This is a genomic window from Flavobacterium sp. IB48 (genome assembly GCF_016405855.1).
In the GTDB taxonomy this organism is placed as follows: domain Bacteria; phylum Bacteroidota; class Bacteroidia; order Flavobacteriales; family Flavobacteriaceae; genus Flavobacterium; species Flavobacterium ginsengisoli.
On the sequence record NZ_JAEFCA010000003.1, the window covers coordinates 24,084 to 41,633 of the forward strand.

The 17,550-nt window shown below is 32.6% G+C and carries 11 protein-coding genes; 3 read left to right on the plus strand and 8 right to left on the minus strand.

From position 1 onward, the window contains the following. Positions 1–51: 51 nt before the first annotated feature. On the minus strand, positions 52–1,305 hold the full coding sequence (locus JC605_RS10865) for a TolC family protein (protein WP_198856210.1): 1,254 nt from the start codon (positions 1,303–1,305) through the stop codon (positions 52–54). Between the two features lie 264 nt (positions 1,306–1,569). Here JC605_RS10865 and JC605_RS10870 point away from each other — a divergent pair, with 264 nt between their 5' ends. Further along, the gene (locus JC605_RS10870; RefSeq protein ID WP_198856211.1) at positions 1,570–2,370 is read left to right on the plus strand and encodes an AraC family transcriptional regulator; all 801 of its coding nucleotides are present in this window, start codon (positions 1,570–1,572) and stop codon (positions 2,368–2,370) included. Between the two features lie 86 nt (positions 2,371–2,456). Then, the gene (locus JC605_RS10875) at positions 2,457–3,272 is read left to right on the plus strand and encodes a hypothetical protein (protein ID WP_198856212.1); all 816 of its coding nucleotides are present in this window, start codon (positions 2,457–2,459) and stop codon (positions 3,270–3,272) included. Between the two features lie 404 nt (positions 3,273–3,676). On the opposite strand, the gene JC605_RS10880 is transcribed toward JC605_RS10875, so the two are convergent. The 3 genes from JC605_RS10880 to JC605_RS10890 form a co-directional block, all read right to left on the minus strand. Beyond that, positions 3,677–4,684, minus strand: coding sequence for a VOC family protein (locus tag JC605_RS10880; RefSeq protein ID WP_198856213.1), 1,008 nt, complete (start codon positions 4,682–4,684; stop codon positions 3,677–3,679). A gap of 40 nt (positions 4,685–4,724) precedes the next feature. Then, positions 4,725–5,582 carry an SDR family oxidoreductase gene (locus JC605_RS10885; RefSeq protein ID WP_198856214.1) on the minus strand — a complete coding sequence of 286 codons (858 nt, stop codon included), beginning with the start codon at positions 5,580–5,582 and terminating at the stop codon, positions 4,725–4,727. A 162-nt stretch (positions 5,583–5,744) separates the two neighbouring features. Then, positions 5,745–6,323, minus strand: a complete 579-nt coding sequence (locus tag JC605_RS10890) for a Crp/Fnr family transcriptional regulator (protein ID WP_198856215.1) — start codon at positions 6,321–6,323, stop codon at positions 5,745–5,747. 388 nt (positions 6,324–6,711) lie between these two features. Here JC605_RS10890 and JC605_RS10895 point away from each other — a divergent pair, with 388 nt between their 5' ends. After that, positions 6,712–7,278 (plus strand): helix-turn-helix domain-containing protein, encoded by a 567-nt coding sequence (locus tag JC605_RS10895; protein ID WP_198856216.1) that lies wholly within the window; start codon positions 6,712–6,714, stop codon positions 7,276–7,278. Between the two features lie 82 nt (positions 7,279–7,360). Here the strand turns inward: JC605_RS10895 and JC605_RS10900 are convergent, their stop codons facing one another. The 4 genes from JC605_RS10900 to JC605_RS10915 form a co-directional block, all read right to left on the minus strand. After that, positions 7,361–8,758 (minus strand): DHA2 family efflux MFS transporter permease subunit, encoded by a 1,398-nt coding sequence (locus JC605_RS10900; protein ID WP_198856217.1) that lies wholly within the window; start codon positions 8,756–8,758, stop codon positions 7,361–7,363. Between the two features lie 200 nt (positions 8,759–8,958). Continuing rightward, a complete protein-coding gene (locus JC605_RS10905) occupies positions 8,959–13,629 on the minus strand; it encodes a hypothetical protein (protein ID WP_198856218.1) in 4,671 nt (1,556 codons plus the stop codon). A gap of 88 nt (positions 13,630–13,717) precedes the next feature. Next, positions 13,718–16,174 (minus strand): TonB-dependent receptor, encoded by a 2,457-nt coding sequence (locus JC605_RS10910; RefSeq protein WP_198856219.1) that lies wholly within the window; start codon positions 16,172–16,174, stop codon positions 13,718–13,720. Between the two features lie 7 nt (positions 16,175–16,181). After that, a complete protein-coding gene (locus tag JC605_RS10915) occupies positions 16,182–17,525 on the minus strand; it encodes a PKD domain-containing protein (RefSeq protein WP_198856220.1) in 1,344 nt (447 codons plus the stop codon). Positions 17,526–17,550 lie beyond the last annotated feature (25 nt).

Genomic DNA, 17,550 nt, shown 5'->3' on the forward strand with positions numbered 1-17,550 from the left:
ATGTAGATAGTATTTGTTTTTTTAATGAATCTCGACAGTTCTCTCAAATCATTATTGTGCTATTTGATTAATTAATCCTGAAGCGTAAAGTAATGTGATATAACTTCTTCTGTATTCTTGCATAGAATCATAATACTGCTGTTGTATGTCAAGCCAACTGCGCTGTGCTTCCAGAAAATCAATAATGGTTGTGCCTCCTCGCAAATAAGAGTATTTTACACTCTTTAAAATGTTTTCCGATCTTGTCAGCAGTCCGCCAAAATTTTCAAGATTACTTTTTTGAGTCTGATAAGCATTGTATGCATTTGTTATTTCTGTTCGAATTAAAACCTGCGTAGCTTCCAAATTTTGTTCGGCCTGTTGTTTTAGATAACTTGATTTTTTTATTTCTCCCTGATTTCTTGAAAAAAAAGGAAGTTCAATTGTACCGTATAAGCCTACATAAGGAATCATGTTTTGCGGATTATAAATTAGTCCCAACTCAGGCTGCGGATAAGCCAATGACTTTTGAAGATTGATATTAGTATTGGCAACATCTAAGATTGATTTAGAAGCCAAAACATCTGTTCGTTTATCTAAAGCTTCCTGCAAAAAATCATCTAAATTTGAAGGCAGAACAAATACAAAATCATCATTAGAATCAATATTTATTTCTTCTTTAGTGCCTAGTAAATATTTAAGGCTTAGCAATTCGTTTTTTAAATTCTGTTCAGCTTTTTTTATTTCTAATACATATTGATTGGCCAACAGAGTAGTACGGTTTAAATCGGTCTCTGTAATGACTTGATTTTTTAAACGGACTTTATTTATAATTACCAAACTATCAAGGTTGCCGCTAGCTTTTTTAACAATTTCCAATTGTTTTTGTGCTGCCCAAACATCAACCCATTTTAGGCCTACATCCTGAAATAAGTTACGTTCTATTTCATTGTAGTTTTTTTGCGTCAAAACCGAATTTTGGCTTGCAAAATCAATTTTGTTCTTACGTGTTCCAGCAAGCTGAAAAACTTTTCCTAATTGCAAATTGGTTTGCGTATTAGCGCTATTAAAAAAACCAGTATTAGGCGCATAGTTTTTTTCTGCAGCAACACCAATGTAATTAAATCCGAAAATTAGATTTGGCCTTAACTTTGCTGTCACAATATCGCTTTCAGCAATATCTACGTCATAATATTGCCCTTTGAGAACGGGATTATTTTTCTTTGCTGTTTGAAGGGATTTTTGAAGATTGTAATTAATTTGTGAAATTCCATTGACTGACGACAAAGTCAACAAAACAAATAAAAGAAAGTAGTGTCTGTGCATGGGTCTATTCTTTATTTATTACATTATAAATATACGAAAAAACCTAATTATAAAACCATTAATATCTAAAAAACAGAATGGTACATATTCTTATATTACAAAATGAAAACAATCGTTTCAAATAACCAATTATCCCTTTATAAATTGGAATTTAAAACAGTTATATCCAGTTAAAATTTATATTTAAAAAATGAGCAGGTAACACTTGTGCAAACTTTTAATTTGCTATTTTAGTTTCATAAATACCATTTCCCCAAAGAGAACATGAATCTGGATTTTTATCAGCCTAAAAATGAAATTTTAAAAAAATATATCGAGGGATATTACTTCATCTCAAAAGATAAAAATTCGGGCTCTATACAATATCTGACCTTCCCAAATAATTTCTGCATTTTAACGACCAATGAAGATATTAATGTCGAAATACAAAATAACGAAGTCACTATAAAGTCATCGCCAGATAAAAACATCATGACTTGTGTGGTTTCTAGATATACCAAACCTATTAAAATTCATTACAAAGAGCTTATAAATGAAGTTACAATCTATTTTAAACCATTAGGAATAAGTCAGTTTTTATCAGATTCAAAAACTATTTTTTCAGAAAGTACTATTTTAGATTTTACTTTTATGCCTGATTTTAATGATAAAATGATTGAAATTTTTAGCTTAACTAAAGACAAACAAAGTCAGGAGCTTGAAGATTATCTGCTTTCTAAATTACAAGTCAAAGATTTTTCTTTTATTGAAAAAATACTTGCCGATATTGAAACTGACGAAAAGATTGAAGAAATTGCTCTGAAGCATCAAATTAGCAGACAGTATTTGAATAAAATATTTACCAGACATATTGGCAAATCGCCTTCGGAGTATCGAAAAATACATCGCTTTAGAAACTCAATTCTAAAACAGAAAGTAAGCAAGAATTTTTCTGAATTATCTCAGTACGATTTTTATGATCAATCTCATTTTATTCGAAATTTTAAAGAACTGACAAACAGCAATCCACAAATATTTTTTAAAAATATAGATACAAAAAAAGATAATATTTGGCTATTTGTCTAAACTGTTTCCATTTGTACAATTCTACCATTTTGGGATAATATACTTTTACAAAGTTCGAAACTACGTAAAACCCAAAAAAACCAAATATGAACTGGCAAAAAATCCATCTTTTTTTACACACATTTTGTAGATACTTTTTAGCTACAATTATAATCATGTATGCTTACGGCAAAATATTAAAAACTCAATTTGTATCGCAGCCAAGCGTATATGATATGCCTATTGGCTCTCTAGATGGTTTCCGTCTTACTTGGTATTATTATGGTTACTGTTATTGGTATCCAATTGTTATTGCTGTTACACAAATTATAAGTTCACTTCTACTCTTTTTTAGAAAAACAACTAGAATAGGAATTATACTTTTCCTTACGTTTATGGTCAATATTCTTCTAACAGATTTTGCATATGATATTAATGCAAAAGAAATTGCGATAATATTGACGCTAATGGCGTTGTTTGTATTTTTCTCTGATTATAAAGTCTTCCTTAAATATTTCTTAGAAGAACCTCCATTGTACCAAAACAGCGATAGACCTAACTGGCTTAATAAGATTAGCGTAATTAAGTTTGTTTATATTCCTGCCGTATTCATCGGTTTTTTTATCATGTTCAGTATTTTGAAAAATAAATATATGAAAGAAGACGAATTTTATGGAACTTGGGAAAATCTTCAAACCAAGGAAAGGTTGCATTTTGAAAACATGAATAATTTTCAAATTAACAAAACAGATCAGGCAAAAAGCATTGTAAATGGAGAATATTCGTTTACAAAAGATTCTTTAATTTTAAAATCAGGCGACAATAACACTGAAGAATATTTAAAAGGAAAACATAGGTTGCATAAAGCCGATTTAATTATTACAACCAAAACAGATACTCTTAAATTTAAGCGAATTAGGTAAACAACTCCTATCGCTTATAACCTCTTAATTAAACAATTAGCAAACGCAATTATATAACAGACATCGAATAGTTTCGTCTAATTTTATAGTTCAATTAGACGAAACTATTTGGTGTTAAATTACTTGCTATGAATTTTTCCAATCAAAAAAATAGAATATCCAGCACACGAACATCTGAGAAAAAATATATTCTAAAAAGTACTTCTAGCAGAACAAACGAAAAAAGCAATAATATTTTGTCTAAAAAAAGGCCATCTGAGTAAGAATGCACTTTAACGCACTAATATTTAGAATATGAAAAATACAGAAAGTTCTTAAAGAGCTTTCTTAGAGGGATATTATAAAATTTAAAAAGCCAGAACTTATTGGTCTGGCTTTTTTAAAACTTTTAAATTCATCAAAAGTTATTCTTTTTGATCTACAAAAACATAAAGCTTCTGCACTTTTCCATTTTCAATCACAAACAAATCCATTCCGCTTACTACAGCTGGTTTTGCTTTCGAACCAAATTGCCAATACAATCGGGCAATATTATGATTGGTTTCAAGAGATTTTACAGTGAATTTAAAATCAGGATTTTTAGTTTGGAGTTCTACAATAAACTTGCTGATATCGTCAATTCCTTCGGCAATAAAATGACGATCCACCATTTCGACATTCGAAGCATACACTTGATTTAATAAAGCTTTACGTTTTACCTCATCTTTTTCATTCCAGATTTTTAGATGATTTTCTACTATTGCTGTATTCTTTTTAGCATCAAAATCTGCTTCAGAAACTTTTTTTACTGTTGCGTTTTTTGGAGACCATAATACTGTTTTTGGATTCGCTTTTTCATATCCTTTTCCGTTTGGATACGAAACCAACTCCATTTTAGAGCCCCAAGGCGTTTCAAAATACACCCAAGTTTCTCCAGCTGTATCGCCAGAAGGCATTGTAAAAGGTTCTCCTAAAATTTTTATACCTTTACTTTTTAAATATTGAACTGATGCTTTAATATCATTTACATAAAAAGCGATGTGAGATGCTCCAATATCATCTGTATTTGGGTGTATTTTACTTCCTTTGTTGTCTGCGTACTCAAATATTTCAATACTTGCACCGTTTCCTGCATTGATCATTTTTATGGTAACGGCTCCTGTATTTGCATTAATGTTATTTAGTTTTTTCCAATCAGCATCAAGCGGAATTGGTCCTAATTGTGTCACAGGTGCAAATCCAAGTACATCACTAAAAAATGTAACGGCTTTATTAAGATCTGGAACATTGATTCCGACATGATCGATTCCGACTATTTCTGCACTAGTTTGCGCTACAGTTTTTTCTGAAGCAGAAAAGAGTATTAATAAATTAAGCATTGCGGCTGCCGAAGTTTGTATTTTTTTATTTGATTTATTATGAGTTGTTTTCATGATTATTTCTATGTTTTTAATTATTTAGTGTTTTGAAAAATTAATTGGTGTAAGCTGCTACCCATTTTGCTTTAATGTTGGCACGAGCTTCAATAAATTCTTTATCGGTTCCTTGTGCAATGGCATCTAGTGGAAAACGAAGTGGTCTCTCTCCTTTTTTCATGCTTACCAATTCTAAAATACCATCTGCAATAGTTTGTGGATTCATATCAAACTGGGCCATTTTACCAAATAATGCTGTTCCTAAAGCATTGAATTTTTCGGTTGCAGCCTCTCCATATTCTTCAATAATTGCTCCTTTATCGGCATGAATTCCAGCTTTAGAACCGTTATTCATTTCTGTCGGATAAACGCCTGGCTGAATGCTTACGTTTTCAATTCCATAATCTGCAAGCTCATCTTGCAAACCTTCCGTAAAGCTTTCTACAACTAATTTTGATGCGATGTACGGAACCATAAAAGGAAGTGTATGTCCGCTTGCCCCAGTTGTAATGTTAATTACAAGCCCATTTTTTTCTTTTCTCATAGAAGGAAGCACTGCTTGATACATACGAAGTACGCTGTAAACGTTTACGTCAAACATTTTACGAACTTGATCAATTGAATATCCTTCAAGCAAACCAAAACCGCTTACTGCTGCGTTATTAATTAGAACATCAATTTTTCCGTATTTAACTAATACTTTTTCGATTGCTTTGCTAACTGATGCATCATCTGTAACATCGATATCTACTACTTCAATGTTTTCGATTTCTTGCAATTCTTTCGCAACAGCGGCATTTTTATCATTTGTATTACGCATTCCTGCAATTACTGAATGGCCTGCATTTGCTAATGTTACAGCTGTTAATTTCCCGAAGCCTGTACTTGTTCCTGTAATGAAAATTGTTTTTGACATGATTTCTATTATTTAAATGTTTATAATGTTTGTTTCTTTTGAACATTACAAAGTTGCGACGAATGCAAAACCTGCACATTGATTAGAAATAAGTAAAAACTTGATATAAATCAAGAGTTTGAAGAAGGCACAAAAAAAGGAGCTTTAAAAGCTCCTTATATATTATTTCTTTGCCGTTTGTTTCCGAATACGGCTTAGTGTTTCTGGTGTCATGCCAAGATATGAGGCAATCATGGTTTGCGGAATTCTAGAAGCAAAACCTGGATATTTGTTTACAAAGTTTAGATACTTTTCTTCGGCTGTTAAAGTCAATGACGCCTGAATTCTGTTTTGAGCAGCTATAAAACTTCTTTGCAGAATGTTATTTACCATATTATTAAAAGCTGGAATTTCTCTACAAAGCAATTCAAAATTTTCGTGGGTAAAAAGCACAAGTTCTGTATCTTCAATAGCATCAATATTAAAACGAGATGGCTGTTGCATCATTAAACTTTCACGATCTCCTGTCCACCAATTTTCAATACTGAAGCTGTTTACGTGTTCGCTTCCTTTTTCATCAACTGTATAAGTTCTAACACAGCCTTGTGTAATAAAAGCATCATATTTCCAGACATCTCCTTCTTGAAGCAGATATTGTCTTTTACGTAGTTTTTTAATAATAGCAAATGATTGAATACGTTCTGATTCTGATTGTGTCAGTTCCGTCTTTTCTTCTAGATACTTTTGGAATATTTCATACATAGCATGTAAAATTATACAAAAGGCAGTTGAAGAACAAATTTTTGCAAGCTAATAGAAATTACGTTTCTTTTTTTATCGAACATTATATAAAACAATTTTTGCCAAATAAAAAATCACTTTTCTTGACACAAAGGTATGCGCCCGTTGTAACTCCAACTACTAAGCTACATTTTGCATTTTCTCCTTGCTATAAGTGAGACATAGTATCTCCTACTTTTCCAACTTTATTTTCGCCTTGGACTGTAGTGCCAGCCTTTATCAAATACAGTCAATTCCATATTTTTTGTTTATTTTTACCGTGCAATATCACTACACCTTTGTTTACTATATGTAAACAAAAGATGTGATAATATCTAATTAAAATAAACTTTGTATACATATACTAAGCATGGAAAGAGTTGCAATTTTAGAAATTAGTAAACGCATCAAACAATATAGAACCGAGAAAGGCTTTACGTTACAGGAACTTGCAGATTTAAGCGGTGTGACAAAAGGAATGATTTCTCAGATTGAGAACGGAAGAAGCATACCATCTTTAACGGTTCTTTTGAGTATAGTTACAGCTTTGCAAGTAAATCTTAGCGAATTTTTTAAAGATATTTCGCAAGAAGAAGAATTGGTTATTATAAAAAGGAAAGATACTTATGATCAATTTCAAAAAGAAGGCTCAAATGGTTTCTTGTATGAACGTTTCTTGACTCGTACAATAAAAAATTCGACCGTAGATATCGTCTTTTTGACTTTAGAACCAAATAGTTATAGAGATCAAGTTACGACAGATGCTTATGAATATAAGTATATTCTTTCTGGCGAAGTAGATTATTTGATTGCCAATGAAACTTATACTTTAACAGAAGGAGATTCTCTTTTCTTTGATGGAAGATTAAAACACGTGCCAATAAACAAAAGCTCTAAGCCGTGCAAAATGCTGATTGTCTATTTCTTTGATAATTAGAATAAACTACTAATAAACCATTTTGATTGCCTATATAAATTGCAAATTACAGCAATTTACAACTTATGTAGGCAACATAAAATTATACATATCCTCCTCCATCAGTTTTACTTAATTTTGAAAACGTAAAACTTGAAAAAATAGTAAAGACAGCCAATGCAATAAAAGTATATTGAAATGCCTTTATAGGGTTTAAATTAAATATGCCATCCTGAAATAAAGAAAGTGCAAGACTAGAAACAGAAACTCCAAAACTTACCGAAAGCTGTTGCATGATAACTAACATTGTATTTCCTCCGCTGGCGGTATCTTGATCTAAATCTGAAAGCGTAATGGTATTCATAGCAGACATTTGTATAGAGGTAAAAACTCCATAAAATATCATTAGCAAAATATAGTAACCAATCGGAGTTTCTTTTGTTACAAATCCGAGAACAATTAAAACCACTCCGAGCAAAATGGTGTTGCTTATTAATACAGTTCTGTATCCAAAAAACTTTATGATGTTTACCATAAACGGTTTCACTGCAACATTGGATATAGCAGAAGGCAACAGCAATAAACCTGAAACAGAAGCCGAATAACCAAAACTTGTCTGCAACATTAGCGGCAAAAGCAACGGCAGTCCGCCAATTCCTAGTCTAGTAATTAAACTTCCCATTAATCCTATTTTTAAGGTTCTAATATTTAAAAGATGCAGATCGATAATAGGTTTTTCGGTTTTTTTATAGTGAATGTAATAAAACAAAGAAAGCAGCCCAAATAGAAACAACAGGCTTAATATTACAATCATATGCATTCTTCCGCTTCCTATAAGTTCTAAAACCAAAGTAATAGAAATCAATGCCAAACTAAAATACACCAATCCTCTAAAATCGAATCTTCCTACTGCATGTCTAAAATTAGGCATAATGCGATACGCCATCGAAATTCCGATAAGGCCTATTGGAATATTTATTAGAAAAATCCAATGCCAGCTAAAATTATCAGAAAGAAAACCTCCTAAACTTGGACCGGCAACCATTCCTAATAATCCAAATAAGGTAATAAAATTCATTGTTTTAAGCAGTTGATTTTTGGGGTATTGATACAAAATAGCCAGTCGGGCAATGGGCACCATCATAGAAGCGCCAACTGCTTGTAAAACACGCGCCATATTGAGTGTTCTTAAATCAACGGAAAGAGCGCAAAACAAAGATCCCATTATAAATAGAAATACAGCAATCATAAACATCGTTCTAGTTCCAAACTTATCTGCCAGCCAACCAGAAAGCGGTATAAACATAGCTAATGTGAGCGTATAGGTTACAATAACCGAATTCATTTCGGTTGCCGAATATCCCATGTCTTTGGCTATAGACGGTAACGAAGTATTAAGAATTGTACCATCTAATGATTGCATAAACATGGCAATTGCCGTTACCCACGGAAGCAGATATACTGCATTTTGTTCTTTCTTTTCTTCTTTGTTATCCTGCATTTCTTAGTTTTAGATAATACACTGATTTTTAAGCCTACGTAAATTAATAAAAAAAAACTTAAAAATCGTTAAGAAATCTAAATGTCTAGAATGTCAAAACCCGTTTGAGAATTCTCAAACGGGTTTTGCGCTTATTTATCTATTTATTTCGATCTTTTTTCAAATAAGAATCATAAAGTTTTAGAGTCTGTTTCTATAACTTACCTAAAGTTATTATTGTTTCTGTATTTGTAAACATATTCATTTGCTTGTTTATTTCCTGGCAAATTATACTTCATTACTATTTCGTAATTTCCATATCGCATAAATTGGAAAATACTACTAACAAATCGTTGAGAGAGTGCTGCAAAACCAGGTTCTCCGTTAATGTGTGAGTTGATTATTTGGTTATTTAAATCGACCCAATCTTCTTTGTAAAGCAATGGCATATTGTATTTAAATGGAAAATTACTTTTTGTCCATGCCTGATTAATATCGTTTTCTAAGCTGGTCATATAGTACGCATTTAACGGAATTGCTTTTGCTGGAATAACTCCTAACTCAGCAGTATCTCTATTGGTTATAGAAAAAGTACCATTTAAAGGATAATCTTTGTATAAATAAGGATAAATATCTGTTGTAAAATATTGGTCGTTTAATTTAGATTCTGCCGTTATTACAGGTTTATTGTCAGTATAAGCAACTCCTCTTAATTCTACTAAATCAAAAGCCTCTTGACTTGAAATAGTGTTACTTAAATAAATTACATCTGAATATAAAACTCCAAAATTATAGCTTTGTGTATTGATTGCATTCATCTTAGACGAAAAAGTCTTGTATTTACTTGTATTGAATGAATACGTTAAACGATCAATACTTCCTTCAGCTTTAGATAAAGCATCTGCCTGATTTTCTTTTATTTGTATATCGTTACCTTCGTCGCTAATCGTATTTGCTTTTGTATTCGATGTTGTACTTTTCGATGCATTATTCTGCTTTAGATTACTAACAATTGAGAAATTATATTTCTTTTCCTGATCAATATTCGGAAAGTTATAATACACTTCATTTGAAGACGTATCATAATTAAATACAATAGCTTTTGAGTTCGAAGTTCCGTCTTGATCAACCTTAATACTTGTCTCCCAACTTGAGTCTTCAAACAAATAATCTTGACCGCGTTTAAGCTGAATGTATCCTTTTGGATATTCTTCTTCAAGGAAATACTTTTGATCTACAACTGGATACGAAAATTTAATATTATTAAGCGGAATATGATTTGGTGCTCCTCCGGTTGTAAACATTCTTTCTTCGTATTCTGTAGCAATTTTTCCGTCTACTTTTATAGGTTGGAATGCGCCATTTACCATTTTTTGGAAACTTACCTCAACTTGAACTTTCAATTCTTTATGAGGCGGAAGAATGTCAGTTGAAACAAAATTAACTTTGTCTTTTAAAGCGCTCCACTCAAAAGTTCCAGGAATTTCTTTTGTTCCGTCAAATACTTTAAACTTTTCTAATATTACTTTGTAAGTCACATCGCCTGAATCTTCAGGAATTACAAAAGCTTCATTAACTTTCATTGAAAATGCGGCTTGTGGCACAGCAAAAACATCTATGTCTGTTGAGCTTTGTTTTGGAGTTACATCGGTTATCAGTTTTACACCTCCTAATGGCGATGCATTTTCAAATTGGCATTCTTCACCAATTTCAAATTTAAACCTGAATTTTCCTTTTATCAATCCGCCCAAGATATTCATGTTTCCGGCCATATAGCCTCTCATCCAAACTGGATTTGGTAATTTTGCCTGTAATAAAACGGCTGCTCCACCAGAAATAATTGGAACTTTTAATTTTAAGAATGATAATTTAACTCTAATTCCAAGTTCTCCCTGAAGGTAGGCATAAGATTGTCCATTGGCATACCACCCGTTTATACCAACTTTACTTCCTGTATTAGAACATCTTGCTTCTTGGTAATCTTTTAGCATAATATCGAATCCCATTCCTGCTTGAAAACGTGCGTAAAAAAGCAGGAAGCTTAAATCTCCTGTATCAAAATCTAAACTAGCTCCAAAGGCAACACCTCCTCCATTTGCCAACGCATTTTCGTCGCGCATATAGTCCAATTCTTTTAAATCGACACCCAAAATTTGAGCAACTTGCGGCGGCGGCGGCGGACTTCCAGGGAGCACCGTTCCTGCCATAAAATAACTGGTGGTTTTTAAGTACATTCCGGCAACTCCTATTTTAATACCGCATCGGTCGTCTGGCGTTCCCATGTACATGTACCAATCTTTTGGATCTTTGTGGAAAACTCCCCAAACGGCTCTACCTCCTTCTCCAATTCCCGAAATGAAATTTCCTGGTGTATTAATGTATACATCGGTAGTGGCATGCATCGATTTATTTTCAAAATCAAATTCGATAGCTGCTGCCATTTTTATTCCTACTGCAGCAGATAAATCGCCTGGTATTGACTCTTTTGCTGCTGGAATATATTTACTAGCAAAAGAACCTTTAAGGTCATTTTCTGTTATTCCTAAAAAGCTTTTCTTGGCTGTAACATTTGAAGCGACTTTACCCATTAAATCGGTAACATTTTTAAGTCCTGGAATTTTGGCCATAACATTGGCTTTACCAAAAATAGCTAATCTGTTTATTCCTCCATTTGAGTTAAATGCAATTTCAAAACCAGCTTCACCATCGCAAACAGATTCTGTACCAATAGAAAAATAAATTAAAGCTTTAAGTCCTAAACTTATCTTTTCATCTGGAGTATAGCTCAATCCTGATAGCGAAAAATCTGCAATGGACAGATCCTGATTTCTTCGCATTTTATAATAGGCTCCGCCGCCAAAACCATTAATCATAAATGGCGAAGGCACAGGTGGCCATTTTACAGCAGAATCAAAGTACCAATACCTAAAAGTAGATCGCCCAAAAATAGCTTTTGCCTGAACATTTACAACACCAACAACATCAACCATCAAGTCAGCATTAAATCCGTTACCATATACAGGGTCATTTTCCATTAGGATAAGACCACCTTTAATAATTAATCCACTAAACTTGCAATCTATGTTTATGGCCGAAAGATCCAGACCGTCATATCGGCTTTTTTGCCTATACCCATCATCGTACATCTTACCTTTTATTCCAATTCTAGCTGTAGCTCCTGCTCCAATGCTTTCCATTAAATTAATTCCTAAATCAAAATCAATTCTGGAATCATCTCCATTAATGGCTACATTAATGTTTCCGATAGAAACAGGAAAATTAGCAAAACCAACAGTGCCTTTGTACCCCATATTTCTAACCGAAATAATAGGCGAAACAGTCTGCAATTGAAGGTTTTCAAACGAAATTCCCTTAAAGTCTACCATTTTCTTGCCTTCGACATCTTTATCGTCAGTTGCTCCTTTATTGGTTCCAAAAGAAACCGAACCGTTTAGATTGGCTTTAGGCAAAAATCGTCCGTTGACTAATTTTAATTCGACAGAACTATTTGGCAACAATAAAGCTTTGGCTTTCCAGATATCAAAAGCTATAGAATCCTTGGTAATAACAACTAATTGTTGTTCTTCCATAGAAATAAATCCGTTGTATTCTAAACCAGCTCTATTGGTCTGTTTTGGTTTAGCAGAATCCGTTCCTGTATTGGTTGTTGGAGTTGTAGCCGTTTCTTTTTTCTCTGGTGCAGCTTTGCTAATTGGTAAAAGAATCTGTCCTTTTAAATTTGCTTTTACAAAAGTATTAGCGGCAATAGTTACATCTATATGGTCTAAAGAATAGGCCCATGATTTTTCTTGACTGGTGATTCCTCGATCTAAAGGAAAAACATTGTCTGCATAAAAAGTTCCCGAAACTCCAAATTTATCGATAATAAGATTTTGCGCACCTACATGAAGCCTTTCTTTACTTGAAGCAGTATCTGTAGTTTGAAATTCTTTTGGCAGACCTACATCAAAAGTCTGGACAAAAACCCCTTTCCATGATTCCTGACTTGGAACCAAAAGCGAGTTTTTTGCATAATATTCTGGAAAAACAACTACAGGATCATTTTTTAAATCACTTAAATCTAAAACAGCATTGTTTACCAAAAATTGAAAATTGCCATCAAAATCTTTTCCGTTTCGTTTGTCTTTTAAAACGAATGGCTGCAAACTTACATTCAACAAAATATCATTCCAACTTCCTGCTGTAAAACTAAATTCTCCTCGAACTCTATTTGGTATTGGAACTGTTTTTCCGTTATAATATGTTTTAGGAATTGTTGTTTTTGCTTCATCAACTGTTTTTGTCAACGGATCAATTGGCAGAATTAAATCTCTAGAAAACTCAACTGCTCCAGAAATTTTCATTTCTTTAAAACCATCACAATCTATCTTTACATAAGTCAGATCATTTACGTTTCCTGTCGCCATATCGAAACCTCCATAGAGAGAAACTTGCCATTTATCCTCATTAAACGGAATGTCAACATTACCCAATAATACCAATTTGGCTTCACCCATAATACCTCCCTGATGCGATAATTTTACATTATCTGCACCAAAGAAAAGCTGCATGGGCTGTCCTGTTTTTTTATCTTTCTGCGGAATATCAACTCTACAGAAAACAGTCAAAGTTGTATACTCTGGCGTAAAAGTGGCCTTTGTAACTCCAATAGAATATTGAATGTTATTTACTGTATTACGAATACCAATAGGCAGTTCTACCAAATCTTGATTTGAAAATTTATCTACCCAACGGTCAGCGGCTTCAATCTTTTGTATTGAACTTGAAGCAGCGCTTAGTTCTTTTGGAGGCGCAATATCCTGTCCATAAGAAAAAACAACCGAAAGCATGATAAGCAGTGCCGCAAAATGTATTTTGTAATTTTTTTTCATAAGCAAATCATTCTGTTTTTTTGAAAAATAAAGCATACCTACTTCTTTTATATTTTGACTCTTTCGAACTATAAAGAGTTTTTTTCTATTAATTATTCTTTATAAACTTAAAATCGACTTCATCATCTTTAACATTTTTAAGTGCTAAATCATGATAGAATGGAATTAATTTGATTTTTATTTCTTCGATTATAGCTGCCTCTGTTTTTTTCTCTTTCATCATTTTAAAGAAATCCCCAAGTTCTTCTTTATTAAAAGCAGAAAGATTTTCATTTTGATGAATCTGATCTACAGGTGTATTTGAAAGTATTCCCATCTCATTATACATCCATCGATGAACTAGTAAAGGCTGTAACTTTTTATTTTTTCGATCTACGAGTTTCAAATACGAATTGTAACTCACTTTATCTGTTACATCTTTTGCATCCACACCGTGCATTTTATGTTTATTAACTCTTCCTAAAGCCATAACATAGTCATTCTCGTATCCTTCGTCTTTACGAACCATTTCTTCTCTCAAACTTTTTACAGTTTCATGAATATAATTGTCGTATTTATTTAAGATGTCATTATTTAAATCATACGCCTTTAAATAATTTAAAGCTTTTTCTTTGAAGCTATCATCATCGGGAGTCAAAGTAGTTAGCGTTAATAGATGCTGTAACTCCTCTGAATCTTCTTTAGGCATCGGACGAAGTGCTGACTGCATATCCTGTAGCTGCTTGATAATTTCGTCTCTTGTTCCTTCGTATGTTTTGTCTTTGTAATTTATTTTTAGAATAGGATTTAAAACCTCTTCTTTTTCTTTTTTAGGCTCTTTTTTTGCTGGCAGTTTTATTTTATCTAATGAACAAGTGTAATTTAAAGTAGCTGTTAAATCGTTGAATTTGTCAGTATTAGTACTGCTTCTAAACATTGAAATGACATTTAAACCAAAATTATGTCTCTGATACATTACATAACTATTATTAAACTTAATTCCAAAAACAGAACTTGAATTCATATTGCCTTGCGAATTATTGTAAAGGAAGCCAAGATTGGTATTCAGCTTGTCTTTAAATAGTTTTTTAGAAGCTCCAACTGAAGCACCCAAAGAAGAATTGTTATTTCTGCTTACTTCATTTTTAGTATAATTAAGCGAACTATTTAAGGAAACTTTAGTGGTAAGAAAACTAACCGTATGCGCCAAATTATAATTTTGAACCGTGCTCGCCTGACCTTTTCTGATTACACCTCCTTGTTCATTAGCTTGTCCTGCAATACTATAATTGAAGTTTAAATTTTGATTTCTTTTTTTTCCGAAAGCATACGACATATTTACATTGGCATTTTGAGACAATTGTCTGTAGTCTAACGTATCTGCTTGCACAACATTTGGATTGTTTATAAGCTCAAACTGATCTAACTTTTTATTGGTATAAGTAGAAAAATTAGAATAGCTTCCCGTAATGTTGATTTGATCTGTTACTCTGTAATTCATGTTAATAGATCCAACGACACGTTTTGTATCTTGTTTTTTGACTTTATCTAAATCATCCTTCTGAAATCCTAAACTGGTAGAAACTGTAATTTTATCATGATAAAAAGGTCTTGCAAAACGCAACGCAATGTTTTCTAAGTCATTATTAAAATATAATGCACCAAGCGTATTATAATTTGGGTCAATACGCTCATAGGTTAATCCAACGGTACTTTTTTGAATATTGTAATCAAAATTAACATTGAAGGCATTCATGTAGCTTGTACTTTCTTTGCCAGAAAATATCTTATCTCGAAAACCTCCGCCAGAAATACTTTCACTTCTTGTATCATCTGTTAGTACAGACAAGGCATACTCCACATTAAGATTTAAGTTTTTTACCAAAGAAGTACTAAAAATCAAACTGTTTACAAAGTTTTCTTTTGGCGTAACTCCATTATCATTTACCATGTTTAATGAACTTGCATCGTCTTTGGCATAAAAACCAATCCAGCCTAATTTATATTGCGGTTTCTCAAAACCTACTTTTGCTCCATAACCAAAACGCTGATAGATCGGAACTCCGCCAGAAGCATTTTCTGCTGAAACTGCTTTAAGCAGCTGCCCTCCCATCAAAGATATTTTAAAGGGACTATTTGGCGTCAACTCTAATCCAACTCCTTTAAACGGATAACCGCTTAATGTGTAAGGAGAAAATGTCATGCTTACATTTCCAATATATGCTTTTACCCATTTGTATTTAGGCATAATGCTTAATCTATTAAAATCAAATGGAGCAGTATATCCTAAATTGTTTCCTTGGTTGGTAAAACTATAAAATAACGGAACACTAAAATTAAAAGCACTAATGTTCAAACTTCCTGAAAAGAGATACGTAAAAGGTTCACGTGAATTTTCCATATTAGAATTGTAGTACATCATATTGGCATTAATATTACCTGTTACCTTAAAATTAGGTTTATAAAAATTCTGCAAATCTATATCTTGTGCATATCCTTTCCTGCAAAAACAACAGGCCAAAACGATACATAACCAAAACAAGATTTTATTATTTATTATCTTCATTTACTGGTTATTGTTTTTGGACTTTGATATCGCATAAAATGTAAGAACTTGTACCGTTCTTTACCATTTCTTTAATTTTAATGGCACCTTTTCTGCCGTCTTGCGTTTTAAATAAAATAATTTTCGGATAGGTAAAACCAAATTCCTGTGCTCCTCCAACGGTGTAACTTATATTTAATGCTTTTATAGGCGTATCATTTTCCATACTATCAAACTGCGCTTCGGTAAAATTTAAACCGCAATTGCACAAGTTTTGTGAGTTTACAAAAATGGTGCTTTGCGCATTTTTTAATGCTAAAAACCCGTAGTTATTGGCTTGATCTGGAGAGATAAATCTATTGTATGTAAAATTGCTGTTTAACCCTTGAAATACAATATCTATTAAAGCGCTATTCTCGTCGTTAATTTCGTTTGCTTTGTAAACTTCGCGTGTTACTGTAGAAAACATTGCACCAATGTTGTTGCCATTATGTGCTGTGTTAATTCCTAATTTTATATTGGTAAATGTGCGAAGGTTTGTGTCTGGTAACACTGTAATTGTCGATTTAAAAACTTGGCTGGTTTTGTCGTTAGATGCTTCCAAAATAACTTCATGAGTTCCTGCACTTGCAAAAACAACTGTTGGATTTTCTTCTGTAGAGACCGCTGGGTTTCCGCCTTCAAATGTCCATTTATAGCTTGTTGCACTGACTGATTGGTTTGTAAAATCAATTGTCACAGGAGCTTCGTAATCATCATCTTCAAATTTTGGTTCATAGGTAAACAGACTCACCAAATATGGATTTACTGTAATAGTCTTAGTCTGCTTATCAGATTCAAAACCATTCGATACCGTCAAAGTTATGGTATGTTCTCCTGGAGTTGTAAATATTACGTTTGGAGGTGTTTTTCCTGTAAAAGAAGCTGGTGATCCGTCCTGAAATTCCCATTTAAAAGTTAATCCTTCGCCAATAGTCGAATTCTTTAGAATTACCTCAACAGGAGAATAATTGCTTTTTACAATTTCATGAGTAAATTCAATATTGATTCCGTCTTTTATTTCAACAGTTTTAGTGAATTCTTGACTCTCTCCGTCTACATTTTTTGCTATTAATTTAATGATATAAGTTCCCTGCTTGCTGTATAAAATCTCGCCAGGATTTTTAGAATTTGAAACAGAAGGATTCCCTCCTTCAAATGTCCATTCATACGTATCTGCACCCGTTACTTTATTATCAATTTTAATAATAACGGGTATAGATTCATCCTGATCGACATAAGAAGTGGTAAACTCACCTTCTATGGCTATAGCAGTCTCTTGATAACAAGAAGTAATAACAAAAAATAAGAATAAGAGTAAAGTTTTTTTCATTCAGTGCATTTTAAAACACTGCAGT

What these genes read in the sequence shown, in the direction of transcription:
- JC605_RS10865 (WP_198856210.1), bottom strand. Translation starts at nt 1,305, where the DNA reads ATGCACAGACACTACTTTCTTTTATTTGTTTTGTTGACTTTGTCGTCA.
- JC605_RS10870 (WP_198856211.1), top strand. Translation starts at nt 1,570, where the DNA reads ATGAATCTGGATTTTTATCAGCCTAAAAATGAAATTTTAAAAAAATAT.
- JC605_RS10875 (WP_198856212.1), top strand. Translation starts at nt 2,457, where the DNA reads ATGAACTGGCAAAAAATCCATCTTTTTTTACACACATTTTGTAGATAC.
- JC605_RS10880 (WP_198856213.1), bottom strand. Translation starts at nt 4,684, where the DNA reads ATGAAAACAACTCATAATAAATCAAATAAAAAAATACAAACTTCGGCA.
- JC605_RS10885 (WP_198856214.1), bottom strand. Translation starts at nt 5,582, where the DNA reads ATGTCAAAAACAATTTTCATTACAGGAACAAGTACAGGCTTCGGGAAA.
- JC605_RS10890 (WP_198856215.1), bottom strand. Translation starts at nt 6,323, where the DNA reads ATGTATGAAATATTCCAAAAGTATCTAGAAGAAAAGACGGAACTGACA.
- JC605_RS10895 (WP_198856216.1), top strand. Translation starts at nt 6,712, where the DNA reads ATGGAAAGAGTTGCAATTTTAGAAATTAGTAAACGCATCAAACAATAT.
- JC605_RS10900 (WP_198856217.1), bottom strand. Translation starts at nt 8,758, where the DNA reads ATGCAGGATAACAAAGAAGAAAAGAAAGAACAAAATGCAGTATATCTG.
- JC605_RS10905 (WP_198856218.1), bottom strand. Translation starts at nt 13,629, where the DNA reads ATGAAAAAAAATTACAAAATACATTTTGCGGCACTGCTTATCATGCTT.
- JC605_RS10910 (WP_198856219.1), bottom strand. Translation starts at nt 16,174, where the DNA reads ATGAAGATAATAAATAATAAAATCTTGTTTTGGTTATGTATCGTTTTG.
- JC605_RS10915 (WP_198856220.1), bottom strand. Translation starts at nt 17,525, where the DNA reads ATGAAAAAAACTTTACTCTTATTCTTATTTTTTGTTATTACTTCTTGT.